Annotated in this window: 22 protein-coding genes; 11 read left to right on the top strand and 11 right to left on the bottom strand. The window is 62.2% G+C overall.

Annotated features, from left to right (window positions below; translation table 11 throughout):
• Positions 1 to 8: 8 nt before the first annotated feature.
• The 3 genes from flgG to Q7F16_RS24725 form a co-directional block, all read right to left on the bottom strand.
• Positions 9 to 794, bottom strand: coding sequence for a flagellar basal-body rod protein FlgG (gene flgG, locus Q7F16_RS24735; RefSeq protein ID WP_018614451.1), 786 nt, complete (start codon positions 792 to 794; stop codon positions 9 to 11).
• A gap of 49 nt (positions 795 to 843) precedes the next feature.
• Entirely contained in the window at positions 844 to 1581 is a 738-nt protein-coding gene (locus tag Q7F16_RS24730) for a flagellar basal body rod protein FlgF (RefSeq protein WP_014337130.1), read from the bottom strand.
• 323 nt (positions 1582 to 1904) lie between these two features.
• Positions 1905 to 3467, bottom strand: a complete 1563-nt coding sequence (locus Q7F16_RS24725; RefSeq protein WP_046062977.1) for a sigma-54-dependent phenylalanine hydroxylase transcriptional regulator PhhR — start codon at positions 3465 to 3467, stop codon at positions 1905 to 1907.
• 398 nt (positions 3468 to 3865) lie between these two features.
• On the opposite strand from Q7F16_RS24725, the gene phhA reads away from it, so the two are divergent.
• The 3 genes from phhA to Q7F16_RS24710 all read left to right on the top strand — a co-directional run bounded on the left by phhA (position 3866) and on the right by Q7F16_RS24710 (position 6299).
• On the top strand, positions 3866 to 4651 hold the full coding sequence (gene phhA, locus Q7F16_RS24720; protein ID WP_409556425.1) for a phenylalanine 4-monooxygenase: 786 nt from the start codon (positions 3866 to 3868) through the stop codon (positions 4649 to 4651).
• A gap of 98 nt (positions 4652 to 4749) precedes the next feature.
• Entirely contained in the window at positions 4750 to 5106 is a 357-nt protein-coding gene (locus Q7F16_RS24715; protein WP_003184087.1) for a 4a-hydroxytetrahydrobiopterin dehydratase, read from the top strand.
• Positions 5106 to 6299: an amino acid aminotransferase gene (locus Q7F16_RS24710; RefSeq protein WP_046062976.1), complete on the top strand. Its 1194-nt coding sequence runs from the start codon at positions 5106 to 5108 to the stop codon at positions 6297 to 6299. Before Q7F16_RS24715 ends, Q7F16_RS24710 begins: the two co-directional genes overlap by 1 nt.
• Before the next feature lie 102 nt (positions 6300 to 6401).
• Here Q7F16_RS24710 and Q7F16_RS24705 read toward each other — a convergent pair whose 3' ends face one another.
• Positions 6402 to 6965, bottom strand: coding sequence for an NAD(P)H nitroreductase (locus tag Q7F16_RS24705; RefSeq protein WP_046062975.1), 564 nt, complete (start codon positions 6963 to 6965; stop codon positions 6402 to 6404).
• Between the two features lie 161 nt (positions 6966 to 7126).
• Here Q7F16_RS24705 and Q7F16_RS24700 point away from each other — a divergent pair, with 161 nt between their 5' ends.
• Positions 7127 to 8581, top strand: coding sequence for a TrkH family potassium uptake protein (locus Q7F16_RS24700; RefSeq protein WP_014337125.1), 1455 nt, complete (start codon positions 7127 to 7129; stop codon positions 8579 to 8581).
• A 4-nt stretch (positions 8582 to 8585) separates the two neighbouring features.
• Here the strand turns inward: Q7F16_RS24700 and Q7F16_RS24695 are convergent, their stop codons facing one another.
• Positions 8586 to 9599 carry an AraC family transcriptional regulator gene (locus Q7F16_RS24695; RefSeq protein WP_079305219.1) on the bottom strand — a complete coding sequence of 338 codons (1014 nt, stop codon included), beginning with the start codon at positions 9597 to 9599 and terminating at the stop codon, positions 8586 to 8588.
• A 242-nt stretch (positions 9600 to 9841) separates the two neighbouring features.
• On the opposite strand from Q7F16_RS24695, the gene Q7F16_RS24690 reads away from it, so the two are divergent.
• Positions 9842 to 10153 (top strand): DUF962 domain-containing protein, encoded by a 312-nt coding sequence (locus Q7F16_RS24690; RefSeq protein ID WP_046062973.1) that lies wholly within the window; start codon positions 9842 to 9844, stop codon positions 10151 to 10153.
• A gap of 14 nt (positions 10154 to 10167) precedes the next feature.
• Positions 10168 to 10755, top strand: a complete 588-nt coding sequence (locus Q7F16_RS24685; protein WP_079305218.1) for an HD domain-containing protein — start codon at positions 10168 to 10170, stop codon at positions 10753 to 10755.
• 145 nt (positions 10756 to 10900) lie between these two features.
• On the opposite strand, the gene Q7F16_RS24680 is transcribed toward Q7F16_RS24685, so the two are convergent.
• Entirely contained in the window at positions 10901 to 11719 is an 819-nt protein-coding gene (locus tag Q7F16_RS24680; RefSeq protein ID WP_409556424.1) for a UDP-2,3-diacylglucosamine diphosphatase, read from the bottom strand.
• Positions 11720 to 11854: 135 nt separating this feature from the next.
• Here Q7F16_RS24680 and Q7F16_RS24675 point away from each other — a divergent pair, with 135 nt between their 5' ends.
• Both Q7F16_RS24675 and Q7F16_RS24670 read left to right on the top strand, forming a co-directional pair.
• Positions 11855 to 12604, top strand: a complete 750-nt coding sequence (locus Q7F16_RS24675; RefSeq protein ID WP_057448540.1) for a helix-turn-helix transcriptional regulator — start codon at positions 11855 to 11857, stop codon at positions 12602 to 12604.
• A 208-nt stretch (positions 12605 to 12812) separates the two neighbouring features.
• Entirely contained in the window at positions 12813 to 13703 is an 891-nt protein-coding gene (locus tag Q7F16_RS24670; RefSeq protein WP_046062969.1) for a DMT family transporter, read from the top strand.
• Here the strand turns inward: Q7F16_RS24670 and Q7F16_RS24665 are convergent.
• Positions 13697 to 13984 (bottom strand): SelT/SelW/SelH family protein, encoded by a 288-nt coding sequence (locus Q7F16_RS24665; protein ID WP_046062968.1) that lies wholly within the window; start codon positions 13982 to 13984, stop codon positions 13697 to 13699. The genes Q7F16_RS24670 and Q7F16_RS24665 overlap by 7 nt on opposite strands.
• A 71-nt stretch (positions 13985 to 14055) precedes the next feature.
• Between Q7F16_RS24665 and Q7F16_RS24660 the strand changes: the two genes are divergently transcribed.
• Positions 14056 to 16257, top strand: a complete 2202-nt coding sequence (locus Q7F16_RS24660) for a patatin-like phospholipase family protein (protein WP_409556423.1) — start codon at positions 14056 to 14058, stop codon at positions 16255 to 16257.
• A 180-nt stretch (positions 16258 to 16437) separates the two neighbouring features.
• Here the strand turns inward: Q7F16_RS24660 and Q7F16_RS24655 are convergent, their stop codons facing one another.
• From Q7F16_RS24655 to recQ, 3 genes are all read right to left on the bottom strand, one after another.
• Entirely contained in the window at positions 16438 to 18408 is a 1971-nt protein-coding gene (locus Q7F16_RS24655; RefSeq protein WP_409556422.1) for a FimV/HubP family polar landmark protein, read from the bottom strand.
• Between the two features lie 113 nt (positions 18409 to 18521).
• The gene (locus Q7F16_RS24650; RefSeq protein WP_003199001.1) at positions 18522 to 18956 is read right to left on the bottom strand and encodes a MarR family transcriptional regulator; all 435 of its coding nucleotides are present in this window, start codon (positions 18954 to 18956) and stop codon (positions 18522 to 18524) included.
• A 118-nt stretch (positions 18957 to 19074) separates the two neighbouring features.
• Positions 19075 to 21201, bottom strand: a complete 2127-nt coding sequence (gene recQ, locus Q7F16_RS24645) for a DNA helicase RecQ (protein ID WP_409556421.1) — start codon at positions 21199 to 21201, stop codon at positions 19075 to 19077.
• 435 nt (positions 21202 to 21636) lie between these two features.
• On the opposite strand from recQ, the gene Q7F16_RS24640 reads away from it, so the two are divergent.
• Both Q7F16_RS24640 and Q7F16_RS24635 read left to right on the top strand, forming a co-directional pair.
• Positions 21637 to 22224, top strand: coding sequence for a UPF0149 family protein (locus Q7F16_RS24640; protein ID WP_003198997.1), 588 nt, complete (start codon positions 21637 to 21639; stop codon positions 22222 to 22224).
• A gap of 8 nt (positions 22225 to 22232) precedes the next feature.
• Entirely contained in the window at positions 22233 to 22628 is a 396-nt protein-coding gene (locus Q7F16_RS24635) for a YbaN family protein (RefSeq protein WP_046062963.1), read from the top strand.
• A gap of 241 nt (positions 22629 to 22869) precedes the next feature.
• Here Q7F16_RS24635 and Q7F16_RS24630 read toward each other — a convergent pair.
• A partial coding sequence (locus tag Q7F16_RS24630) for a type I secretion C-terminal target domain-containing protein (RefSeq protein ID WP_409557456.1) occupies positions 22870 to 25688 on the bottom strand: 2819 nt, incomplete at its 5' end.

The following is a 25688-nucleotide window of genomic DNA, read 5'->3' as shown; positions in this document are numbered from 1 at the left end:
CGACGTGATTACAGATTCTGCGTAACGAACGAGAGCATCTGGTCGGCGGTGGAGATCACCTTGGAGTTCATCTCGTAGGCGCGCTGGGTGGTGATCATGTTGACCATCTCCTCAACGGTGCTCACGTTGGACGTTTCCAGGGTGTTCTGCAGCGTGGTACCGAAACCGTTCAGGCCGGGAGTGCCGACTTGCGGCGCGCCGCTGGCGGCGGTTTCCAGAAACAGGTTATTGCCCACCGCTTGCAGGCCGGCCGGGTTGATGAAGTCGGCGGTCTGCAGGTTGCCGATCACTTGGGAGGCCGGGTTGCCCGCCACGGTGACGGACACGGTGCCGTCACGGCCCACGGTAAAGGTCTGGGCATCGTTCGGGATAACGATCGCTGGCTCCAGGGCGAAACCGCTGGCGTTGACGATCTGGCCATTGGAGTCGAGGTGGAACGTGCCGTCACGGGTGTAGGACGTGGTCCCGTCCGGTTGCAGGATCTGGAAGAAACCGCGACCGTCGATGGCCATGTCCAGCGGCTGCTCGGTGGTTTGCAGGCTGCCGGCGTTGAAGTTTTTCTGGGTGCCGACGATGCGCACACCGGTACCCACTTGCAGGCCCGACGGCAGTTCGCTGTCCTGGGTCGACTGGGCGCCAGGCTGGCGTTTTACCTGATACAGCAGGTCCTGGAACTCGGCACGATCACGCTTGAAACCCGTGGTCGAAACGTTCGCCAGGTTGTTGGAAATAGTGGAAAGGTTGGTGTCCTGGGCGGACAGACCTGTTTTGGCAACCCAAAGAGCCGGAAGCATTCGATTCTCCTCGTACGCCTGTTTTTCGGCGCGACGCTGTAATTAATAGTTAGATCTGCAAGACCCGAGCCATGGCTTCATCGCCTTCTTTGGCGGTGTTCATCATCTTGACGTGGAGCTCGAACTGCTTGGCCAGGGCCAGCACCGAGGTCATCTCATCCACGGCGTTGACGTTGCTCGCCTCCTGGAAACCCGACACCAACTGCACGTTGCCGTCGATGGGCGCCGGCTGGCCGTCCTTGGTACGGATCGAACCGTCCAGGCCCTTGGTCATGGTCTTGAGGTCCGGGTTGACCAGCTTGATGCGGTCAACTTCAGCCATCACCCGCGGGCCTTCGCCCATGGCGCGGATGCTGATGGTGCCGTCCTGGCCGATCTCGATCTTCTGCTCCGGCGGCACGGCGATCGGACCGCCATTGCCCATTACCGGCATGCCGTTGCCGGCGCGCAGCACACCCAGGGCGTCAACATTGAGGCTGCCGGTGCGCACGTAGCTTTCTCCGCCGTCAGGGTTCTGCACAGCCATCCAGCCAGGCCCGCTGACCGCCACGTCGAGGTCACGACCGGTTTCAATCAGCGCACCCGGGGTGAAATCCGTGGCAGGCCGTTCGGACAGGGCAAACGCCCGCGCCGGAAAGCTGTCGCCGAACACCGGCATCGAACGTGCCTGCTCCAGGTCTTTCTGAAAACCATTGGTGGAGATGTTCGCCAGGTTGTTGGCATGGGCCCGCTGCGCCAGTGCGTTCTGGCTGGCGCCGGTCATTGCCACATAAAGGTACTTGTCCACTGTCGTTCCTCTGCATGCCGGACGTTTGCCGCCCACTGCTGTGTTGCACAGCCTTAAGCAATTTGCAGACCAACTTTTTTCTGGCGCGGATGGACCCGGTAAACAAAGGGCCTGGGGGTTCTGGAAGGGATTCTGCAAAAGTATCGAAGACGAAAAACCGGCGGTGTCGTGCCGCTTACGGCAAGTGTCCGCCTATCCTGATCAATGGACGCCCCCTGTGGCGAGGGAGCTTGCTCCCGCTGGGCTGCGTAGCGGCCCCACACTTTTGGCGATTGCTGCGCAATCGAGCGGGAGCAAGCTCCCTCGCCACGAAACGCCTATCTTCACGCGCCAGATTCTTTGCCCACTTCATACTCACGCAACTTGTTGGCAATGGTCGTATGGGAAACCCCCAGCCGCTTGCCCAACTGCCGGCTGCTGGGGTGCTCGGAGTACAAGCGCTCCAGCACCGCTTTCTCGAAACGCCCGACGATCTCGTCCAGGCCACCCTCGAGGGAAAAATCGCCAAGGGGTTGGCGCACGCCGTAATCCGGCAGGCGGATATGCTCAGCCTTGACCGTGCCGCCATCGCACAGGGAAACGGCCTGGAACAGCACGTTTTCCAACTGCCGGACGTTGCCCGGCCAGTGGTAGTGACTGAGACGGTCCATCGCCGCCGGGGCCAGCTTGGGCAGGGCACAGCCGATCTGGCGGCTGGCCTGGTCGAGGAAATGCTCCACCAGCGGCGCCAGACCATCGAGGCATTCGCGCAACGGTGGAATGTGCAAGGAAAGCACGTTCAAGCGGTGGTACAGATCCTGACGGAATTCGCCCCGGGCGCAGAGTTCGGACAAATCGACCTGGGTGGCGCAGATCACCCTGACGTCCAGGTACACCTCCTCATCGCTGCCAACACGCCGGAAGCAACCGTCCTGCAGAAAGCGCAGCAGTTTCACTTGCAAGCGCGGGCTCATCTCCCCCACACCATCGAGGAACAGCGTTCCCCCGGCGGTCAGCTCCAGCAGTCCAAGCTTGCCTTCGGCCCGGGCGCCTTCGAAGGCACCCGGGCCGTAGCCGAACAGTTCGGTCTCGGCCATGGACTCCGGCAGCCCGGCACAGTTGAGCGCCATCAAGGGCGATTGCCCGCGCGGACTCGCCAGGTGACAGGCGCGGGCCAGCAGCTCCTTGCCCGTGCCGGTTTCACCCTCTATCAATAGCGGCGCGTCCAGCGGTGCCATGCGCCGGGCCTCACGAACCACCGCTGCCATGACCTTCGAACTCTGGAAAATACTGTCGAAGCCACGCAGCTCCTGTTTGCGCACGTTATAGATACGTTCGCCCACCCGGTCGGCCCGGTGCAGCGTCAGCACCGCACCGGCCATGGCTTCGCTGTCGTCGTGCTCCGATTGCAGCGGCGCGATGTCGGCCAGGAACACGTCGCCCTTGACCTTGACCCGCAGGCCGTTGATACGCGACTGGTTGGCGCGCACCAGTTCCGGCAAGTCGAAATCCTCGGCATAGCGGGACAGGGGGATCCCTGGCACCTCGTCCACCCGCACGCCGAGCAACTGCGCCGCCGCCCGGTTGGCTGCAACGATCGAACCGCCCATGTCGATGGACAGCACCGGAAACTCCAGGGCGCCGAGCAAGGCGTTGAGCTCCATGTGCCGACGCTCGCTAGGCATCAGTCCTACACGCTTGACGCCAAACACCCCGGCGATGCCTTCGAATTTCGGACGCAGCGCCTGAAACTGGATGTTGATCAGGTTCGGGCAGTGCAGGTAGATCGCATTGCCATGCTCGCCACCGACCTCCCCCCGGGCGACGTTGATGCCGTACTCCACCAACAGGTTGAGGATGTCCCGCAGGATGCCGATGCGGTTCTGGCAATGGACTTTGATGCGCATGAAGAGGCCCGGGTGCGTATGAGATAGAAAGGCGCGTCATTCAAATCCCCCTGTGGCGAGGGAGCTTGCTCCCGCTGGGCTGCGCAGCAGCCCCAAAAAACAGGGCCGCTTCGCGCCCCAGCGGGAGCAAGCTCCCTCGCCACAAAGGTTTTCTGCGCGACAACGCAAATAGTCGTCAAGATTATGTTACAGATGTAGGCCGATTCCCACCTGAAAAACCCGACAACATCGTAGTGCCGGCCAAATCGTAACGAATACTTTACGATTTGAGCTTTCGTTCGCCTGATCCATCGCCCCCCAAGCCGATGCGCACACCGCTGCTTCGCGCTATCTCTATTGCATCGCTGGACATAAAAACAACACATCTTCCCCCAGAGGGAAATCAGCAGGAGAGCAGCATGAAGCAGACGCAGTACGTGGCCCGCGAGCCCGATGCGCAAGGTTTTATCCACTACACCGACGAAGAACACGCGGTGTGGAACACGCTGATCACCCGCCAGCTGAATGTCATCGAAGGCCGTGCGTGCCAGGAATACCTGGACGGCATCGACAAGCTGGGCCTGCCCCACGACCGCATCCCGCAACTGGGCGAAATCAACCAAGTGCTGGGCGAGACCACGGGCTGGCAAGTCGCCCGGGTGCCGGCGTTGATCCCCTTCCAGACCTTTTTCGAATTGCTCGCCAGCAAACAGTTTCCGGTGGCGACCTTTATTCGTACCCGTGAAGAGCTGGATTACCTGCAAGAGCCGGACATTTTCCACGAGATCTTTGGCCACTGCCCGTTGCTGACCAACCCCTGGTTTGCCGAATTCACCCACACCTACGGCAAACTCGGCCTACAGGCGTCCAAGGAAGAACGCGTTTACCTGGCGCGCCTGTACTGGATGACCATCGAGTTCGGCCTGGTGGAGACCCCACAGGGCCGGCGCATCTATGGCGGCGGCATCCTGTCTTCGCCCAAGGAAACCGTGTACTGCCTGTCCGACGAGCCCGAGCACCAGGCCTTCGATCCACTGGAAGCCATGCGCACGCCGTATCGCATCGACATCCTGCAACCGGTGTATTTCGTGCTGCCCGAGCTCAAGCGCCTGTTCGACCTGGCCCACGAAGACATCATGGGCATGGTCAAGCGCGGTCGGGAACTGGGCCTGCACACGCCGAAATTCCCACCAAAGGCTGCGTGAACCGCGTCTTTTAATCTCAATTGAGTCTGTTGCACAACGCGGCTTTGCTTTAGCGTGGGTGCATCGACGTTTTCAAAAATTCGATCCAGGAACACACCATGAACACTCTGAACCAAGCCCATTGCGAAGCCTGCCGCGCCGACGCCCCACAAGTCAGCGACGAAGAACTGCCGGTACTGATCAAGCAGATCCCCGACTGGAACATCGAAGTGCGCGACGGCGTGATGCAGCTGGAAAAAGTTTTCCTGTTCAAGAATTTCAAACATGCCCTGGCATTCACCAACGCCGTCGGTGAAATCTCCGAGGCCGAAGGCCACCACCCAGGCCTGCTCACCGAATGGGGCAAAGTCACCGTGACCTGGTGGAGCCACTCCATCAAGGGCCTGCACCGCAACGACTTCATCATGGCCGCCCGCACCGATGACGTGGCCAAGACCGCCGAGGGCCGCAAGTAATGCATTTCGACGCCATCGGCCGGGTACCCGGCGACCCGATCCTTGGTCTGATGGAGGCCTACGGGGCGGACAGCAACCCGAGCAAGTTCGACCTGGGCGTGGGCGTCTACAAGGACGCCCAGGGCTTGACGCCGATTCTTCAATCCGTGAAGCAGGCCGAGCAGCGACTGGTGGATCGCCAGACCACCAAGACCTACATCGGCGGTCACGGCGACGCTGCGTTCGGCCAGTTGATCAACGAGCTGGTGCTGGGCGCCGACTCGCCGCTGATCAGCGTAAAACGTGCCGGCGCCACCCAGACACCGGGCGGCACCGGTGCGCTGCGCCTGAGCGCCGACTTCATCGCCCAGTGCCTGCCGGGCCGTGGCGTATGGCTGAGCAACCCGACCTGGCCGATCCACGAAACCATCTTCGCCGCGGCCGGGGTCAAGGTCAGTCATTACCCGTACGTGGGGACCGATAACCGTCTGGATTTCGAGGCAATGCTGGCGGTCCTGAACCAGGCGCCCAAGGGTGATGTGGTGCTGCTGCACGCCTGTTGCCACAACCCCACCGGGTTCGACCTGTCCCATGAGCAATGGCGTCAGGTGCTGGAGGTGGTGCGCAGCCGCGACCTGCTACCGCTGATCGACTTCGCCTACCAGGGCTTCGGCGATGGGTTGGAGCAGGATGCCTGGGCGGTCCGGCTGTTTGCCCAGGCCCTGCCGGAAGTGCTGGTCACCAGTTCCTGCTCGAAGAACTTCGGCCTCTACCGCGATCGTACGGGTGCGTTGATCGTCTGCGCCCGGGATGCCGAGAAGCTGGTGGACATCCGCAGTCAACTGGCAAACATCGCCCGTAACCTGTGGTCGACACCGCCGGACCATGGCGCGGCCGTGGTGGCGACCATCCTCGGCAACCCGGAACTCAAGAGCCTGTGGGCCGATGAAGTCCAGGCCATGCGCCTGCGCATCGCGCAATTGCGCAGCGGCTTGCTGGAGGCCCTCGAACCCCATGGCTTGCGCGAGCGCTTCGCCCATATCGGCGTGCAACGCGGGATGTTTTCCTACACCGGCCTGACCCCGGAACAGGTCAAGCACCTGCGCGAGCGCCACAGCGTCTACATGGTCGGCACCGGCCGGGCCAACGTGGCCGGCATCGATGCGACGCGCCTGGACCTGCTGGCCGAGGCGATTGCTGACGTTTGCAGATAACCAGCCTTTAAATAGCTGAACAAATCCCCTTGTGGCGAGGGGATTTATCCCCTCGCCACAGATAAGTCCTCTTCACCACAGGCGCTGCGCCAGACTCTCTACCTACAGGCCTGTCCACTCGCTGACAAATTCGGCGGTTTCCACTTTCGGCGCCGTACGCGCTTCTTTCTGCGGCGTGCCCAGGTAGAGGAAACCAATCACCTCTTCCCCGTCTTCAAGGCCAAGCCCCCTGGCCACATGCGGCGAATACGCCAGCTCACCGGTCCGCCACACCCCACCGACCCCTTGGGCATACGCCGCCAGTAGGATGCCATGAGCCGCGCAGCCGGCCGCCAGCAGTTGCTCGGACTTGGGGATCTTGAAATGGTCCTGCAGGCGGGCAATCACCACCACGACCAAAGGCGCACGCAATGGGCCGTTGAGGGCCTTTTCCACGACCGCTTCCGGTACCAGCGGGTCATTGAACCGCGCCGCTTCGGCCAGCAGTTCGCCCATGCGATTGCGCGCCTGCCCTTCGACCGTCAGAAAGCGCCATGGCCGCAACTGGCCGTGATCCGGCGCCCGCATGGCCGCGGCGAACATGAGTTCGCGCTGCTCCGGCGTGGGGGCCGGGTCCACCAGGCGCGGGACGGAAACACGGTTGAGCAAAGCGTCGAGAGCCTGCATCGGCCACCTCCTGAAAAAATGTCCGGCTATTCTAGTGGCTGCGCGGCGAGTTCGTTAGCTCAAATTCCGCGGCCAAGCGCCCAGGCCCCGCCGGCTTCCGGTTTACATGCCGCTTGCCGCAGGTAGAATGGCGCCCTTCCCTTTCAGCCTGAGCGGACTTCATGGCGTTGCCGACCCTGCGGATCATTGGTTTCATCATCGGCATCTTCCTGATCACCCTGGCGATCTTCATGGTCGTGCCCATGGCCACGCTGCTGATCTATGAGCGCACCAGCGACCTGCCGTCTTTCCTCTGGTCGAGCATGATCACCTTTGTTGCCGGCCTGGCCCTGATTCTTCCCGGACGCCCGGAGCACATCCACCTGCGCCCGCGGGACATGTACCTGCTGACCGTCAGCAGTTGGCTGGTGGTGTGTGTGTTTGCCGCGCTGCCGTTCCTGCTGACCCAGAAGATCAGCTACACCGACTCGTTTTTCGAAAGCATGTCCGGCATCACCGCAACCGGCGCAACCGTCCTGAGTGGCCTGGACAACATGTCCCCGGGTATCCTGATGTGGCGCTCGCTGCTGCACTGGCTCGGCGGCATCGGCTTCATCGGCATGGCGGTGGCGATCCTGCCCCTGCTGCGCATCGGTGGCATGCGGTTGTTCCAGACCGAGTCGTCGGACCGCTCGGAAAAAGTCATGCCCCGTTCCCACATGGTGGCGCGGCTGATCGTGGCGTCCTACGTGGGCATCACCATTCTAGGTACCCTGGCGCTCTGGTGGGCCGGGATGAGCCTGTTCGATGCCATCAACCATGCGATGTCGGCGATCTCCACCGGCGGTTTTTCCACCTCGGACCTGTCCCTGGCCAAATGGACCCAACCGGCCGTGCACTGGGTCACCATCGTCATCATGATCCTCGGCAGCCTACCGTTTGCCCTGTATGTATCGACGCTGCGAGGCAATCGCCGGGCGCTGATCAAGGACCAGCAGGTCCAGGGGCTTATCGGCGTACTGCTGGTGACCTGGCTGGTGCTCGGCACCTGGTATTGGGCAACCACCGACCTGCACTGGCTGGACGCGTTGCGGCACGTGGCACTGAACGTGACGTCCATCGTCACCACCACCGGCTTTGCCCTGGGCGACTACAGCTTGTGGGGCAATTTCTCGCTGATGCTGTTCTTCTACCTGGGGTTCGTCGGCGGTTGCTCGGGCTCGACGGCTGGCGGGATCAAGATCTTCCGCTTCCAGGTCGCCTACATCCTGCTGCGGGCCAACCTTAATCAACTGATCCACCCGCGCGCGGTGATCAAGCAGAAATACAACGGTCATCGCCTCGACGAAGAAATCGTCCGCTCGATCCTTACGTTCTCGTTCTTCTTCGCCATCACCATCTGCGTGATCGCGCTGCTGCTGTCGCTGCTGGGGGTGGAATGGATGACGGCGCTGACCGGTGCAGCCAGTACCGTGTCCGGTGTCGGCCCGGGGCTGGGGGAAACCATCGGGCCGGCTGGCAACTTCGCACCGCTGCCGGACGCGGCCAAGTGGATTCTGTCAGGCGGCATGCTGCTGGGCCGACTGGAAATCATTACGGTATTCGTGCTGTGTATCCCGGCGTTCTGGCGTCACTGACCGGTCAAGACTGGCTCGACAACCGTGCCCGGTACTCGCCCGGCGTGGTGTCGAACCAGCGGCGAAAGGCCCGAAAAAAATTGCTTGGGTCGGCAAAACCCAGCAGATAGGCGATTTCCAGCAGCGTCATGCCCGGCTGCGCCAGGTACTGCTCGGCCAGTTCGCGACGGGTGTCTTCGAGCAGGCTCTGGAAACTCGTGCCTTCCTCCTGCAAGCGCCGCTGCAAAGTGCGCTGCGACAGATGCAGCGTCTGCGCCACCACGTCTCGCTTGGGCTCGCCCTGGGGCAACAGTCGGCACAACACTTGGCGCGCCTTGTGGGTCACGCGGCTTTCCGAAAAACGCGCGAGATACTCCCCGGCAAACCGGTCGTGAAGCTGCGCCATGGCTTCGTTGGCCGTCGGCAGCGGCGCCTCCATGTCGGCCCGTTCAAAAATCAGTGCGTCATAAGGGGCGTCGAACACCAACGGCGCGCAGAAAGCTCGCTGATAAGGCGCCAGGTCCAAGGGCTCGGCGCCTTGGCACAGCACTTTCACCGGGTGCAGGGCGCGCCCGGTCAGCCAACTGCATAGCGCCAACGCACAGGCCAGGGACGCTTCGGCACTTTGGCGAGTGGGGGGCAGATGGTCCCCATGCACCGTCAGGATCAGCCCGTAGCCTTCTTCCAACCGACGAAAACTCAATTCGGCGCTTTCGGCAATGATCCGCTGGTATCGCACCAGCCGTTGAAAGCCTTCTGCCAGGGTGCGACTGGACATCAAGGCGTAGCCAACCACATGGAACGAGGCCGGGCGCACCACTTTGCCCATGTTCAAGCCAATGGCCGGGTTACCCGACACCTCCACCGCCCGCAGCCAGAGCCGCGTCATCGAGTCCTGGGGGAAACGTGCATCCGGATCATCCAGCGCATCAAAGTCCAGTCCCAGTTGCTGGAACAGCGCCCGACAATCCAGGCCGTCCATTTCCAACGCCTTGACAATCCCCATCGCCCAGCTTGAAGAAGTCGTTCGTTCGCTCATGACGTTTTACTTGCATGACGAGCCGCAGGGTACGGCTGGATTTGCGAAGGATAGCAGTGTCCGGTCTTACCAATAACGCCCCTTTTGGACGGCAACAGAAGCCGTCCAAAAGGGGCGTTATTGGTAAGACCGGACACTAGAGTGGCGCCCATTGTCACTGGCCGTTGCAAATGATCACTCTAGACTTGAATGAGAAGCCTGAAGCATCGATCGCCAGAACAATAACCACAGAGAGCGCAGTCGTGGAAAACACCAGACAATTCAATACCTTCGCCGAGTTCTACCCGTATTACCTCGGCGAGCACAGCAACAGCACCTGCCGCCGATTGCATTTCATCGGCACCTCCCTGGTCATCCTGATTTTCGTCATGGCCCTCGTCGTGGGTAGCGGGTGGTTGTGGCTCGCCCTGCCCGTGGCCGGCTACGGCTTTGCCTGGGTCGGGCACTTCTTCTTCGAAAAGAACCGTCCCGCCACCTTCCAGCACCCGTTCTACAGCCTGCTCGGCGATTTCGTCATGTACCGCGACATGCTGCTGGGCAAGGTTGCGTTCTAGCCAAAGGACTGCCCATGAACACCCATGCACGCTTTACCCACATGCAGGACGGCACCCAGGAAGACTGGGCGCTCATCGCGGCCGATTTCAGCGCCTATGCCCGGCAATTGCCGAGCCGGATCCTGACCCACTTGAAACTGCTGGACGGCGATTTCGGCGGGTTCCCGGTGGATCGCCTCACCCACTCCCTGCAAACCGCCACCCGCGCCTACCGTGACGGACAGGACGAGGAGTACGTGGTCTGCGCCCTGCTCCACGATATCGGTGACACCCTGGGCTCGTATAACCACCCGGACATCGCAGCGGCGATCCTCAAGCCCTTCGTCAGCGCCGAAAACCTGTGGATGGTGGAAAAACACGGGATTTTCCAGGGCTACTACTTCTTCCATCACCTGGGCATGGACCGGCACCTGCGCGAGCAGTTTTTCGATCATCCGCAGTACCAGGCGACCATCGACTTTTGTGCGAAATATGACGCGGCGGCGTTCGACCCCGAGTACGACACGCTGGCGTTGAGTTTCTTCGAGCCGATGCTGGAAAGGGTGTTTGCCGCGCCGAAGCAATCGATCTACAAGGCGGCGATGACTGACACACCGGCCTGACAGACACAGCAAATCCCTGTGGCGAGGGAGCTTGCTCCCGCTTGAGTGCGCAGCGCTCATAAAAAGGGACTGCTGCGCAGCCCAGCGGGAGCAAGCTCCCTCGCCACAGGGGTTATGTGTTCGCTTTAGAAAGCGTCAGGCCGGCCTACACCGGCTCGGTCACTTTCAACTCAGTCTTGGCCAGCGCCTCCCGCGCCTGGGCCTCTGCCAACCGATACAACTCGATCGACCCGTCCCAGTGCTCGATCAGCGCCGTGCAGGATTCGACCCAGTCGCCACAATTGAGGTACTCCACCTCACCCACTTTGCGCATCTCGGCATGGTGGATATGCCCACAGACCACGCCATGCAGTTCGCGCTTCACACACTCGTGGGCGATGGCTTCCTCAAAGTCACTGATGAAGCTGACGGCGGTCTTGACCTTGTGCTTGAGGTACGCCGACAGCGACCAGTAACCGTAGCCGTAACGGGCGCGCCAATGGTTGAGCCAGCGGTTCAGCGTGAGGGTGAACTCGTAGGCCGAATCCCCGAGGAACGCCAGCCAACGGTGGTAACGGGTGATGACATCGAACTGATCGCCATGGATCACCAACAGGTGCCGACCATCGGCAGTGACGTGCACCGCTTCGTCCACCAACTGGATATTGCCCAGGATCAGCTTCGAATAGCGCCGCAGGAATTCGTCATGGTTGCCGGTGACGTAGATCACCTCGGTGCCGCGCTTGCTCATGGTCAGCAAGCGGCGAATGACGTTGGTGTGGGCCTGGGGCCAATACATGCCACCGCGCAGCTTCCAGCCATCGATGATGTCACCCACCAGGTAGATCTTGTCGGCGTGGTAGCCCTTGAGAAACTGCGACAGGTGCTCGGCCTGGCAATCCCGGGTACCCAGGTGCACATCGGAAATCCACAGGGTGCGAACACGCTGTTTGCGGCTGGGTTTGGCGAGCTCGGCGCTGGTCATTGGGCAACCCTCTGATCGTTTTTGCCACTGTGCACGTCAGCGGTTAATGGCCCATGACAAACACAAGTCCATTGCATGACAGCGCCGGGCGTGGCGCCCTCGGTGTATGCTGGCGGCCTGACACGGGAGACCGCGATGAGACCGATCCTCACGCTACGCCACTACAGCCACGACTTGATCGCCCACAGCCATGACCATGCCCAACTGGTGTTCGGGCTGTCTGGTGCGCTGGATTTCGAGGTCGAAGGGCATGGCAGCCAGGTGGTGCAACAAAGCTTCGTGGTGGTACCGGCCGGCGCGCATCACGGCTGCGGCAGCCCCCACGGCAGCCGCTGCCTGGTGTTGGATGTGCCCAGTGATGATTGGGTCGGGCAATGCCTGGGGGATCACGCCGACGCCAGCCGCCGTTTGCTCGACGACACCGCGCGCCTGCCCCTGGATGCGGGGCAAAGCCAGTTGGTCAGTTGGTTGGCGGGCAGCCCGGTGGACGATCCGGTGATCGCCCAGCAAGGCGCGGTGCTGCTGCTGGCGAGTCTCAATAACGCTCGCCAGGCAACCCTCGGCGGCCGGCGCCTGCCCTACGCCGCACTCAACGCCCACATCGACCAGAACGCCGCCTATCCGCTGCAAGTGGCGGACCTGGCGCGAATCGCCGACCTCTCCAGCGCCCGCCTGCACGCACGCTTCGTCGCCGAGTGCGGGCAAACCCCGATGGATTACATCCGCAGCCGCCGCTTGCACAAGGCCGTGGCGTTGTTGCGTGATTCGCAGTTGCCCATCGGCGAGATCGCCCACCGCGTCGGCTACAGCTCCCAAAGTGCCTTCGCCGCTGCGGTGCTGCGCGAATTCGGCGTCTCGCCGGGCAAGCTGCGGCGTCAGCGCTAGCTTCGCGCTAAAAATCGCTAGGATCGCGACAGACGCCACCACCTCCCAAACGCTTAAATACTAGGGGACGATCCTGTGGGAGCGAGCTTGCTCGCGATTGCTATCTGTCAGTCAATATCTGCATTGCCTGAACCACCGCTTTCGCGAGCAAGCTCGCTCCCACAGAAGACACTCGCCAGTTGCCCCACTGTCTGTTGAAAGGATTGAAATGACACCTCGTACTGCCCTCGGCGCCCTGCACATCGGCGCACTCATGTTTGGCCTCACCGGTGTATTCGGCAAACTCGCCGCGGCCTCGCCAACGGTCATTGTGTTCGGGCGCGCCGTCTTCGCCGTGCTCGCCCTGGCGATGTTTGCCCGGTTCGCCAGTAGCAGCCGCTGGCAGAAACTGCGGGCACAGGATGGCCGAAGATTGTTGCTTGGGGGGCTGTTGCTGGCCGGACATTGGGTGAGTTTCTTCATCGCCGTGAAGGTTGCCGGCGTGGCGGTCGCCACGCTGGGGTTCACCAGCTTCCCGGCCTTCACGGTGTTGCTTGAAGGGCTGATCTTCCGCGAGCGGATTCGCGCCAATGAAATCTGGTTGGTGGTGTTGGTGAGCGTCGGCCTGGTGTTGGTCACGCCTAACTTCGATCTGGCCAGCGGCGCCACCACTGGCCTGCTGTGGGCCATGTTCTCGGGGTTGCTCTTCTCCCTGCTGTCATTGACCAACCGTGCCGGCTCGGCGCACGTGCCGCCGGTGCAGGCCGCGCTGTGCCAGAACGTGGTGGTCGGGTTGTGCCTGCTGCCGCTGGCCGCGCCACAATTGAGCGACGTTCGCCCCATCGACTGGTTGTGGATCGGCTTGCTCGGCGTGTTCTGCACCGGCCTGGCCCACAGTCTGTTCGTCGCCAGCCTGGCGGTGATCAAGGCGCGCACGGCAGCGGTGGTGTTCGCCATGGAGCCGGTCTACGGCATCGCCATGGCCTGGTGGCTGTTCGATGAGAGCCCGACCCTGCGCATGCTGCTGGGCGGCGTGGTGATCATCACGGCCATCGTGATCTCAAGCCAACTGAGCGGTTCAAAGAAACCGGGGGTTGGCGCCCAAGCCGCGTCTCACTGAACCCGATCGTTGTGGCCCAGGTCCCGCTCCGGATCGATCCGGTCGCGGACCCGCTGCTTGAGGGCCTTGGCCTCGGGAAACCCGCCGTCGGCCTTGCGCTCCCAGATCTGCGTGCCGTCGCAACTGATGTGGAACACACCGCCGGTGCCCGGCACCAGCGACACCTTGCCCAGGTCATCGCCAAAGGTGCTGAGCAGCTCCTGGGCCAGCCAGGCGGCGCGCAGCAGCCATTGGCACTGGGTGCAATAGGTGATGACGACTTCCGGTTTGTGTTCAGTCATGACGGGGGAACTCCTGGGTTCGAAGGCGTCGCTATAATACCCGCCTTTGATCGCCCGCCCCGAGATTGACGATGCGCCGCCTGCTGCCCCTTCTGCTTCTGTTGCTGTTGCCCCTGCTCGGCCATGCCAACGAGCCCGCCGTCGACGCGCCACGCCCGAAAATCGGCCTGGTGCTGTCCGGCGGCGCCGCACGAGGGCTGGCCCACATCGGTGTGCTCAAGGCCCTGGAAGAGCAAGGCATCAAGATCGATGCCATCGCCGGCACCAGTATGGGCGCGGTGATCGGCGGGCTGTATGCCTCGGGCTACAAGATCGACGAACTGGAAAAACTCGCCCTGGGCATCGACTGGCAACAGGCCTTGTCCGATGCGCCACCCCGCAAGGACGTGCCATTCCGGCGCAAGCAGGATGACCGCGACTTCCTGGTAAAACAGAAACTGAGCTTTCGCGACGACGGCAGCCTCGGCCTGCCCTTGGGGGTCATCCAGGGCCAGAACCTGGCCCTGCTGCTCGAAAGCCTGCTGGCCCACGCCAGCGATACACGGGACTTCGACAAACTGCCGATCCCGTTTCGCGCAGTCGCCACTGACATCGCCACCGGTGAAAAAGTCGTGTTCCGCAAAGGTCACCTGCCCAAGGTCATTCGCGCCAGCATGTCGATCCCGGCGGTGTTCGCCCCGGTGGAACTGGACGGCCGGCTGCTGGTGGACGGCGGCATGTCCGACAACATCCCGCTGGATGTGGCCCGGGAGATGGGCGTGGACGTGGCCATCGTGGTCGACATCGGTACGCCGCTGCGCAACCGCAAGCAACTGGTCACAGTGGTCGACGTGCTGAACCAGTCGACCACCTTGATGACCCGGCGCAACTCTGAAGAGCAACTGGCCACCCTGAAAAAAGACGACGTACTGATCCAGCCGGCCCTGGCGAGCTTCGGCTCCACCGATTTCGGCCAGGCCCGGGAAATGATCGACGCCGGCTACCGCGCCACCCGGATACTCCAGGCGCGTCTGGCGCCTCTGCGTCCGCCCGAGGCGCCCGACGCCGAACTCATGGCCGCGCGCACTCCCAGCGAACGCACGCCGGTCATCACCGCCATTCGCGTGGAGAACGACTCGAAAGTCGGTGATGACGTGATTCGCTATTACGTTCGCCAGCAGATCGGTGAGCCGTTGGATCTGGGACGCCTGCAGACCGACATGGGCACGCTGTACGGCCTGGACTACTTCGAACAGGTGCAATACCGCGTGGTCCACAAGGGCCCGGACCACACGCTGGTGATCAGCGCCCGAGGCAGGCGCACCGGCACCGACTACCTGCGACTGGGGCTGAGCCTGTCGGACGACATGCGCGGCGACAGCGCTTTCAACCTGGGGGCCAGCTACCGGGTCAACGGTATCAATCGCCTGGGCGCCGAATGGCTGACCCGGGCGCAGATCGGCGGCAAGCAAGAGTTGTACAGCGAGTTCTACCAGCCATTGGATGTCGGCTCACGCTACTTCATCGCCCCCTACGGGCGATTCGAGTCGCGCAACGTGGAGTCCATCCTGGACAACGATCCAGTGGCCCAGTATCGCGTCGAGCGCTATGGCTTCGGGCTGAACGTGGGCCGCCAGATCGGCAACAACGGCGAAATCCGCTTTGGTGTCGGCCAGGCCTGGGGCAAGGCGGATGTGCGTATTGGCGATCACGACCAGCCCAGCGAAAACTTCAATGAAGGCTTCTATGAGCTGAAGTACTCCTTCGACTCCTTCGACAACGTGTATTTCCCCCATGAAGGGGAAGACATCGGCCTGACCTGGCGCCAATACGAACCGGGGCTGGGTTCCGACCAGCGTTACCGCCAGTGGGAGTTCAAACTGGACAAGGCCCTGAGCAGCGGCCCGGACACCTTCATCCTGGGTGGGCGCTACGGCCGAACACTGGACACCGCAGAGGTCGTGACGTCCAGCTTTGTGCTCGGTGGCGCACGGCAACTGTCGGGCTTTCGCGAAGACGGGGTCTCCGGGCAGAACATCAGCCTGATGCGTGCTGTGTATTACCGCCGCCTCACACCGCGGACCTACCTGCCATTGGACTTCCCGCTGTACATCGGCGGCTCACTGGAACGCGGCCGGGCCTGGAACAATGACAACGAATTCGACAGCGGCTACATCAACGCCGCCAGCATTTTCCTCGGTTTCGATACACCGCTGGGGCCACTGAATTTCAGCTATGGCTTTAACGACGATGATGAACAGGCGGTGTATCTGAACCTGGGGCAGACGTTTTGAGGGGTAGGCGTTTGCCTGGGCTGGATTGATAGCCTGACAGGCCGCTATCGCGAGCAAGCTCGCTCCCACATGGGGTCCATGGGTGTCCGCGCAATGGCTGTCCACCACAAATCCCTGTGGGAGCGAGCCTGCTCGCGATAGCGGTGGGTCAGTGTCGGTGATGTTGGCTGTGCTGCAACCTTAGCGGATCCCTGCCAGCAGCACCCGGGCGGTCTGCTTGAGGGGTTCGTCACCCTCCTCGAGCAGTTCTTCAAGCAGGGTGACGGCAGTCTTCAGGTCGCCATCGTCGATGCAATTCTGTGCCTGTTCCAGCTTGACCGAGTGCTCCGGGGCCTGAGGCTCGAGGGACAGGGTGTCCAGGGAAACAGGTTCAAGGGCCAGCGGCTCAAACTCCAGCGATTGTTCTTCGTCGGCAAAGCTATCGAGGAAAGCATCGTCCAGCGACTCGGTTTCCAGTGGCGCTTCCCATTGCAAGTCCGGTTCGTCGAAACCTGAAAGCGACAAGCCCTCGACGGCATGGGGTGAGACGTCCTCTTTTTCAGCAGTATTGTCCTGGGCATCGGCGAGGTCCCAGCTGGTTTCCATGGACAGTGCATCCAGGTCCAACTCGAACTCGTCACCAGGCAACGGCTCACGTTCAGGAGCAGGGGTCGGGGTCGGGGTCGGTGCCGAAGCAGGTGCAAGAACCGGTACCTGAGGTTGTACCGATGCCACTGTCGGCGCGGCGATCATGGCAACCTTGGGGTAGCGCCCCCGGATATCCTCCAGCGTCCCGGCATCGATACCCTGTGCCAGTAGATGATGTTCCTGGGCCTGGAAACCGATGACATCGCCCTGCTTGCCCAGTACTTCCAGCAACTTGAGGCCCAGGTCGGTGCGTTCCGGCTCCGCCAGCAACGCGGCGCGCAACAGCCCAGCGGCCTCGGTGAAACGACCGTAGGTCAGGTAGATCCCGACGCCCTCCAGCACATCACCCTGGGGCGTATCCCCGTTATTGAACGATGCGGCGCTCTCGGGCGGTTCCGTGTCGGGGATTGCTGCAAAGGTTTCATCGCCCTCCTCCAGCATCGGCTCGGGCCGCCCGGTCATCGGTTCCAACTCGGCCTGCTGCTGCCGACGCCGAACAAACAGTAGCAGCGCCAGCAACCCCAACAGGCCCACCAGCCCCGCCCCCCATGCCCAATCGATGCCCTCTGGCTCTACTACCGGCTCTGTAGCGGGTTGCGCTTGCGGCGCCGGTTCCGATGCAGGAAGCGCCGGTTGCGGTTGTGTCGATGCAACAGGGACTGGCGCAACCTCGGCCAGCCGGGTCTGCAATTCACTGATCTGCTGGCGCTGGCCGGCGATTTCCTCATCCTGGACCTGGAGCCTGGCCTGCAGTTCATCGATGGTTTTCTGTTGCTGCTGGTTTTGCAGCACGCTGGCGGCCATTTGTTCATCGGACGCGGCGGGGGCCTGGCCGGCAGGGGTTGCAGCCGGTGTCGGCAGCACGGCCGAATCGGGCAACAACAAGCGCTGGCCGATGGAAAGCCGGTCACTGCCGGGGTTCAAGGCCTGGATTCCTTGCATCAGCTCATTGACCGACGCGTTGCTGCCGGCGTCATGCAGACGCTTGGCGATAATCCAGGGGTTGTCTCCCTGCACCACGGTGTAGCGCTTGCCCTGTACCGCCGGGGGCGGCTTGATGGACGGCGGGGCCGCGGAGGGTTCGTCACGGACTGGCACGATACCCGGCGTGCCCGGCGGGTCGATCAGCACGGTGTATTCGCGCAGCAGACGCCCGTTGGGCTGATTGAGCTGCACCAGGAAATTGAGAAACGGCTCCTCCACCGGCTTGTTGGAGGTCACCCGAATGAAGCTGCGATCACCGCGCAATACCGGCGTGAAGCGCAGGTTATTGAGAAAGAACACCCGCTCCACACCCGCACGATTGAAATCGTCCGGGCTCGCCAGGCTGGCCGACAGATCGCCCTCGCCGATCCCGGCCACATCGACCAGGGCGATATCGGCGCGTAGCGGCTGGTTCAGGGCGGAATGGAGCGTGATCTCGCCAAGCCCCAGCGCTGACGCCAAAGCCGGAAACCCCAAGGCACCCAAGACGACCGACACGTTGACCCAACTGCGCAACGTGGACTGCAAACTTTCAAGCATGGGCATCCCTTTCGACTACCAGACTGAGCGTAAACGCATCCAATACGATCACTTAGTACTGGTTATAGTTCGCTAACCGGCGAATCTCAAAAGTCTGACGCCAGGGATATGCCTCAGGACTTTTCCAGGTTGGCCAGGATCGTGCCGTGGACCCGCATGCACACGCGCATGTCCGCCTCGTCGACACCTTCGAACAGCTCCCGACGCAATTGTGTGGCAATGGTTTCGATTTGTTCGATCAAGGGGAGTGCCGGTGCGCAGAGCACGATTTTCTTGGCCCGGCGGTCCTCGGCCACAGCCTGGCGCTGCACCAACCCCTGGGTTTCCAGGCTGTCGAGCAACCGAGCCAGGGTCGGGCCTTCGACGGCGACACTCTGGGCCAGTTCACGCTGGGTCGGCGCCTGTTCGAAACGGGCCAGGTGCAACAGCACCAGCCAACGCGCCTGGGACAGGCCCAGCCCGGCCAGGCGACGATCCAGTTCGGCACGCCAGCCTCGAGACATTTGCGCCAACTGCATGCCAAAACGGTGTTGATCGGTTAACGGCATAAAAAAACTCATCAGATCTGAAATAGAGAAAAACTAATTATTAGTCAGCTAAGCATGAGCTTTGGATTCAAGCAAGGCTCGCCTTGTACTGAATCGTTAAAGGAACGCAACTCACTGATCAGACTTCAAATTCCGACTGCAACGCAGCCCTGACGCAGTACAGCACGCCTTCGGGAACTCGTCCGACAAACAGTGCGGCGACTTCAGACACTGGGGGTAACTCACCTTCGCCATCCAGGAACGCGTCCTGAACCTCGCCCATCAGTTCCTCAGGCAGATCCAGCGTCTGCTCCAGGGACAACTGCTGTTTGCCGATGGCCTCGGCCAGCATCGTGTAGACGTTCTTTTCCGAGCACTGCAATTGCCCGGCGATCTGCAACGGTGTCATGCCGGCCCGGGCCAGCGTGATGAGTTCGTGGCGCACATCGGCCACCGCTTTCGGTGCTTCGGCCTCGCCACCCAGTACCTGGAGGAAGGCCTCGCCATACCGCTCCAGCTTGCGCGCGCCCACGCCACTGACCCGAGCCATTTCCTCCAGGGAGGTGGGCTGGCTGCGGAGCATTTCCAGCAGCGTCGAGTCGGGAAAGATGACGTACGGCGGGACACCGTGTTCCTCGGCCAGCTTGCGCCGCAAGGCGCGCAAGGCTTCCCATTGATCGCGCTCTTCGCCACGCACCAGTTGGCTGGCCTGGCTCTTGCTGCTCTTGACCGCCGTTGCCGGCTTGAGGTCGCGGCGCAGTTCGAGGGTGACCTCGCCTTTGAGCAACGGCCGGCACGTCGCACTCAGGCGCAGGCCGCCGTAGCCTTCCAGGTCGATGTCGGCCAGACCGCGGGCCACCAGTTGTCGGAATAATGAACGCCACTCACTCTCGGTGCGCGCCTTGCCCACGCCGAACACCGAAAGGTGCTGGTGACCAAAGTTGCGGACCTTCTCGTTGTCCTTGCCCAGCAACACGTCCACCAGATGCCCGACGCCATAGCGCTGGCCGGTACGGAAAATCGCCGACAAGGCCTGGCGGGCCGGTTCGGTGGCGTCCCAGGTTTCCACGCCATCGACACAGTTGTCGCAATGCCCGCAAGGCTGGGGCATGTCTTCGTCAAAATAGGCCAGCAAGGTCTGGCGACGGCAGCGGGTTTCTTCGCACAGCGAGAGCATCGCATCGAGCTTGTGCTGCTCCAGGCGCTTGTGGCGCTCATCGCCTTCGGAGTTCTGCAGCATCTGCTTGAGCATCACCACGTCTTGCAGGCCGTAGGCCATCCAGGCGTCGGCCGGCAAGCCATCACGGCCGGCACGTCCGGTTTCCTGGTAATACGCCTCGAGGGACTTGGGCAGGTCCAGGTGCGCGACAAAACGCACGTTGGGCTTGTCGATGCCCATACCGAACGCAATGGTGGCCACCATGATCAGACCTTCCTCGTTGAGGAAGCGCTTCTGGTGATAGGCCCGCAGGTCGTTGGGCAGGCCGGCGTGATACGGCAACGCCGGGAACCCCTGCTCACACAGGAACGCGGCCACTTCATCGACCTTCTTGCGCGACAGGCAATAGACTATGCCGGCATCGCTGCGGCGTTCGGCGAGAAACGCCAGCAACTGCTTGCGCGGCTGCTCCTTGGGCACGATGCGGTAGAAAATATTCGGGCGGTCGAAGCTGGACAGGAACCGCTCGGCATCCTGCAAGTGCAGGCGCTCGACGATTTCCTCGCGGGTGCGCTTGTCGGCGGTGGCGGTCAGGGCGATGCGCGGCACGTCGGGGAACAGTTCCGCCAATTGCCCCAGTTGCAGGTATTCGCGACGAAAATCGTGGCCCCATTGGGACACGCAGTGAGCTTCGTCGATGGCGAACAGGGCGATTTCCAGGCTCTGCAGGAACGCCAGCATGCGCGGCTGCACCAGGCGTTCCGGGGCCAGGTACAACATTTTCACTTCGCCGCGCTTGATCCGCGTCGCCAGGTCTCGCTGCTGCTCGGCACTGAGGGTGGAGTTCAGCGCAGCGGCGGCGACACCCAGTTCTTCAAGGGTCGCGACCTGATCGTCCATCAATGCGATCAGCGGCGAGACCACCACCGCCAGGCCGTCGCGTAACAGCGCTGGAACCTGGAAGCACAAGGATTTGCCGCCGCCGGTGGGCATGAGCACCAGGGCATCGCCACCGCTGGCCACGCGCTCAATAATGGCACCCTGGCGGCCACGGAAACTGTCGTAGCCGAAGATGTCCTTGAGGACGCGTTGAGCCTGTTCGAGCATAAAAACTCCAAAAATCACCAAAACATCCCTGCAAGGCTGGTTCAGGATCACAAACGCTGCACCGGCAAATCGTAAGTGTGCGTTTCGAACCGGCGGGACGCCGCAGGGCATCACAAAACGCGGCAGTATACCCGAGGCCTTCGTTGCAAAGGGGGCTGCTGACAGGAGGTGCTAGCGGCTGGGATGCCCAACACATTGCTTCTGTTGCCACAAGTCCTGTGGGAGCGAGCTTGCTCGCGATAGCGGTGGGTCATTTTGAGAAGGTGCTGGATGTGCCGCCCTCATCGCGAGCAAGCTCGCTCCCACATTTGATCTGCGGTGCCCTCCATTTGTGTCCCCCCCCGGCCTTCAAGAGGCAAATACGCCACGCGGCTGGCCTGGGCGCTCAAGAAGGCCTAGAATTCCCGCATTGTTTATTCCCCAAGGTAGCCCGTAATGTCCTTCGCTGAGCAACTGACCCGCCTGCAAGTCTTCCTCGACGCCGATGAGCTGCACGAAGAGGCGCTGGACTACGTGGCCGCTCACGGCTATCTGACCGCCCTGTCCATCTGCGCAGAAACGGTGCCGGACCGTGAATGGATCGACGCCCTGTTCGCCGAAGAGCCGCATTACAGCGACGAAGCCCAGCGTGCCGAGATCGAAGCCACGCTGGTCGGCCTCAAGGCCCACATCGCCCGTCAACTGGCCTCCGACGAAGAATTCGAACTGCCGTGCGACCTGGACCTGGGCGATGACCCGGACGATTCGGAGTTGCGTGGCTGGTGCATCGGCTTCATGGAAGGCGTGTTCCTGCGCGAAGCCGCCTGGTTCGAAACCGCCGAAGAGGAAGTCAGCGAAATGCTGCTGCCGATCATGGTTGGTTCCGGCCTGTTCGACGAGCAACCGGAGTTTTCCGACATCGCCGCCGACGCCAACCTGATGGACGACATGATCGTCCAGATCCCGGAAGCCCTCACCGCCCTGTACCTGCTGTGCAACGCCCCGGACGAGAAACCGGCGATCCTCAAGCCTCGCCACCACTGAGTGACCGGGTGCCCTCGCCCGTTGGCAATCGCCCGCTGATCCTGCGTTACGTTCTGTTGGCCATTGGCTGGCTGAGCGTAGCGCTGGGGGTTATCGGCATCTTCGTACCCGTTCTGCCCACCACCCCTTTCCTGCTCCTGGCGGCGGCCTGTTTCGCCCGCAGCTCGCCACGCTTCTACCAATGGCTGGTAGAACATCCCCGCCTCGGCCCGTGGATCCGCGACTACCTCAGCGGCAACGGTATCCCGCTCAAGGGCAAGGTCTATGCCATCGGGCTGATGTGGGCGAGCATCCTCTTTTCCTGCTATCTGGTGCCCCTGCCGTGGGCCCGGGGGTTCATGCTCACCAGTGCGGTGCTGGTGACGGTTTATATCCTCAGGCAGAAGACATTGCGCAAACCCTGAGTGTGGGGCTGTGCTTACCCTGTGTACATCTGGAAGTACAGCGCTGCCCACTGTGGCGAGGGAGCTTGCTCCCGCTGGGTGGCGAAGCCGCCCCAAATGGACCTGACGTGGTCTTCCAGGCAGACCGCAGCAACCGGTTTACGACTGCTGCGCAGCCGAGCGGGAGCAAGCTCCCTCGCCACAAAGGCAAAACCCGCCATGTCCAGACCGGAGATGGCGGGTTTTGTCGTTTCAGCTCAGCTCACACCGTATCCACTTTCAACGAATGATCATTCAACATCCCATTGATGATGGTGGCGGTGTCCGCTCCGCCGATGATTCCCCCCGCCCCCGGCGTGACGCCGTAATGACTGGCAAGGTTGACGCCGGCCAGGTCGATGGTCTGGTTCGGCGTGGCGCCGGCAATGGCGCTGACATCGATGCTGGTGACGACCGAAGCACCGCTGCCGCTCACGCTGAAATGCAGGTAATCATCCAGTGACGCCGCGCTGCCGTTCTCCCCTTGCAACAGCTGGGACAGGTCGAGTTTGTCGACGCCGGGCGCGAAATCGGTGATCACGTCGTGGCCGCTGTTGCCTGCCTGCCATTGGAAGGTATCGGCACCGCTGCCGCCGGTCAGGGTGTTGTTACCCAGGCCGCCGATCAACAAGTCATCGCCACCACCGCCATTGAGCACGTCATGGCCCAATCCGCCGTTGATGCGGTTGCTGGCGCCGTCGCCGATGAGGGTGTCGTTGAAGTTCGAACCCATCAGGTTTTCGATGCCTGCCAGTGTGTCGGTGCCGGCGCCAAGGGTGTTCTGCGCCGCAAGCAGACCCAGGTTGACGGTGACCCCGGCGGTCGCGTGAGCATAGCTCGCGGTGTCGTTGCCCGTACCGCCGTCAAGCAGATCATTCCCCGCGCCACTGTAGAGCAAGTCATCGCCTGCCCCGCCATGCAGGGTGTTGTTGCCCGAACCGGCGCTGAGGATGTCGTTGCCGTCGCCTGCGTTGAGGAGGTTATCGCCGTTGCCGGCCACCAGCACATCATCGCCACTGGTGCCCGTCAGGGTATGGCCCGCCTGATAGCTGATGTCTACCGATGCGCTGTCACTGCCGCCGTGGTTGTCGCTGGCGGTGTAGCTGCCGTGGTAATCCGGCGTTTTGTCCTGTGCCCCGGCATAGTCGACGGTCAGGGTCAGCTGATAGTTTTCCGCCGCGTTGGAATTACCACCGCCGGGATTGGCGATGTTGATGACGTGGATCTGGTAGTTGCCATCCGCTGCCGCTGTGAACGAAGCACCATCGTTGATCGCAATGAATGGCCCGCCGTTGAGTGAATACTCCATCGCAATGCGACCGGCCGAAAGGTTGTGATCCAGGGTGAGGGTTTCGCCCTGTTTGAGGCTGATGTTGAGCCGGTCTTCATCGTTGGCGTTGTTATTGGACACCATCCCCAGTGCACCGCTGACCACCAGCATCGCCGTCATGCTCGCGGTATTGGCAACGAAGGCACTGCGGCTGAGGTTGATCGACTGCACGTTGTTGCCGGTGAAACTGGCCGTGCCGGTGCTGCCAGTGAAATCCCCGCCTTTGGCGGTCCAACCGGTATTGAAACTGGTGGGTGATGCGGTGAGCGGATCGCCGTTGACGTCGCTGTCGTTGCCCAGCAGCAACTCACCCGGGATCACGATGTTGCCCGACAGCACGTTGGTGATGATGTTGTCGTCGACAGCGATCGGCGGGCTGTTGGGCACGACGTTGATCACCAGGTTGGAACTGGCCAGATCGCCATCGTTGTCACTGACGGTGTAGCCGATGTGCTCGGTAATCAGGGTGCTGGTGGCGGTCTGGGAGGTGTAGCTGAACGCACCGGTATCCAGATTGACCACCAGGGTGCCGTCATGATCGGTGGCGATGCTCAGTGTGTTGGTAGCGGTATTGAAGGAGCCATGGTTGAGCCCGCCGCTGGCGGTCAGCGCACCGTGGCCACCGTTGGCCGCCGGGTCGTAGCTGTACGTGGTGCCATCGACCACCAGGCTTTTGATAAACCCGCCATCGGCGCCGAACGAGCCCCCCTCGCCCAGCAGGTTGCCGGTGACCGGCGCGCCTTGCACGGTGTCGGAAAGCACCGAGTTGAGCTGGTTCAGGTCGGTGACCACCACCGCGTTGGTGTTGGTGTGGGCGCTGCCGTCGTAGGCCAGCGGGTCGAGGTGTGTGTTGCTGACACCGCCGCCCAGGCCGATGGCGTAGTTCTTGATGCCGTTGGCGTCGAGAAAGGCTTTCCAGGCGGCCTCGTCTGCCGAGCCGATTTCGCCCAAGGTCGGCTTGCCGTCGGAGAAGAAATAGCCAACGTTCTGTGCGCCGGTCAGTTGGCCGGGATTTGCGAACGCAGTCTTGGCCATCGCCACGGCAGCATCATAATTGGTGTCACCGTGGGCATTCAGCGCCGAGATCAGCGTCTTGGCCGTTGCCACATCCACCCACAGGGTGCTCTGCTCGGTAGCGCTGCCGCTGAAGGTCACGAGCTGGACTTTCACATCGCCCATGTCGTCGTATTTGTCGAGCAAGGCGCTGATCGCCTGTTTCGCCAGTTCCATCCGCGAAAGCCCCGACACGCCGGAGTCGTCTTTCATGCTGCCGGACACGTCGAGCACGATCAGCAGGTTCGTATCGATCTCCACCGCCGTGACCGAACGCTCGGACGCAACGGCCTTTGGCACGTCATCGACGATGCTGACCACCAGGCTGCCGGTGGTGCTGTTGCCCAGGGTGTCCGTGGCTTGGTAGGTGAAGCTTTCGCTCAACATGTTCGGGCCATCGTTAGCATGGGGCGTGGTCGTGGCCGGCGAGGTCAGGGTGTAGGTATAAGAACCGTCGGGCTGAAGTGACAGTTGACCGTAGGCACCAGTGGCGTTGCCCACCAGGGTGAACGTGACGGCGCCGGTGGCACCACTGATCGAGCCGACCAAGCTACCGCTGGCGGTTTCACTGGTGGCACTCGGCTCGCTGCCAGTGACGGTGCCAGGGGCCAGGTCCTGGCCGTCCTGGTTCAGGTCGAGGGCTTTTTCATAGACCGTAA

It is taken from the genome of Pseudomonas sp. Lb2C2 (assembly GCF_052112205.1).
In the GTDB taxonomy this organism is placed as follows: domain Bacteria; phylum Pseudomonadota; class Gammaproteobacteria; order Pseudomonadales; family Pseudomonadaceae; genus Aquipseudomonas; species Aquipseudomonas kilonensis.
This window is presented reverse-complemented; position numbering and strand designations above follow the sequence as displayed.

Bases quoted from the DNA above. Each gene is read 5' to 3' on its own strand.
- flgG (WP_018614451.1), bottom strand. From the start codon at position 794: ATGCTTCCGGCTCTTTGGGTTGCCAAAACAGGTCTGTCCGCCCAGGAC.
- Q7F16_RS24725 (WP_046062977.1), bottom strand. From the start codon at position 3,467: ATGCGCATCAAAGTCCATTGCCAGAACCGCATCGGCATCCTGCGGGAC.
- phhA (WP_409556425.1), top strand. From the start codon at position 3,866: ATGAAGCAGACGCAGTACGTGGCCCGCGAGCCCGATGCGCAAGGTTTT.
- Q7F16_RS24715 (WP_003184087.1), top strand. From the start codon at position 4,750: ATGAACACTCTGAACCAAGCCCATTGCGAAGCCTGCCGCGCCGACGCC.
- Q7F16_RS24710 (WP_046062976.1), top strand. From the start codon at position 5,106: ATGCATTTCGACGCCATCGGCCGGGTACCCGGCGACCCGATCCTTGGT.
- Q7F16_RS24705 (WP_046062975.1), bottom strand. From the start codon at position 6,965: ATGCAGGCTCTCGACGCTTTGCTCAACCGTGTTTCCGTCCCGCGCCTG.
- Q7F16_RS24700 (WP_014337125.1), top strand. From the start codon at position 7,127: ATGGCGTTGCCGACCCTGCGGATCATTGGTTTCATCATCGGCATCTTC.
- Q7F16_RS24695 (WP_079305219.1), bottom strand. From the start codon at position 9,599: ATGAGCGAACGAACGACTTCTTCAAGCTGGGCGATGGGGATTGTCAAG.
- Q7F16_RS24685 (WP_079305218.1), top strand. From the start codon at position 10,168: ATGAACACCCATGCACGCTTTACCCACATGCAGGACGGCACCCAGGAA.
- Q7F16_RS24680 (WP_409556424.1), bottom strand. From the start codon at position 11,719: ATGACCAGCGCCGAGCTCGCCAAACCCAGCCGCAAACAGCGTGTTCGC.
- Q7F16_RS24675 (WP_057448540.1), top strand. From the start codon at position 11,855: ATGAGACCGATCCTCACGCTACGCCACTACAGCCACGACTTGATCGCC.
- Q7F16_RS24670 (WP_046062969.1), top strand. From the start codon at position 12,813: ATGACACCTCGTACTGCCCTCGGCGCCCTGCACATCGGCGCACTCATG.
- Q7F16_RS24665 (WP_046062968.1), bottom strand. From the start codon at position 13,984: ATGACTGAACACAAACCGGAAGTCGTCATCACCTATTGCACCCAGTGC.
- Q7F16_RS24660 (WP_409556423.1), top strand. From the start codon at position 14,056: ATGCGCCGCCTGCTGCCCCTTCTGCTTCTGTTGCTGTTGCCCCTGCTC.
- Q7F16_RS24655 (WP_409556422.1), bottom strand. From the start codon at position 18,408: ATGCTTGAAAGTTTGCAGTCCACGTTGCGCAGTTGGGTCAACGTGTCG.
- Q7F16_RS24650 (WP_003199001.1), bottom strand. From the start codon at position 18,956: ATGCCGTTAACCGATCAACACCGTTTTGGCATGCAGTTGGCGCAAATG.
- recQ (WP_409556421.1), bottom strand. From the start codon at position 21,201: ATGCTCGAACAGGCTCAACGCGTCCTCAAGGACATCTTCGGCTACGAC.
- Q7F16_RS24640 (WP_003198997.1), top strand. From the start codon at position 21,637: ATGTCCTTCGCTGAGCAACTGACCCGCCTGCAAGTCTTCCTCGACGCC.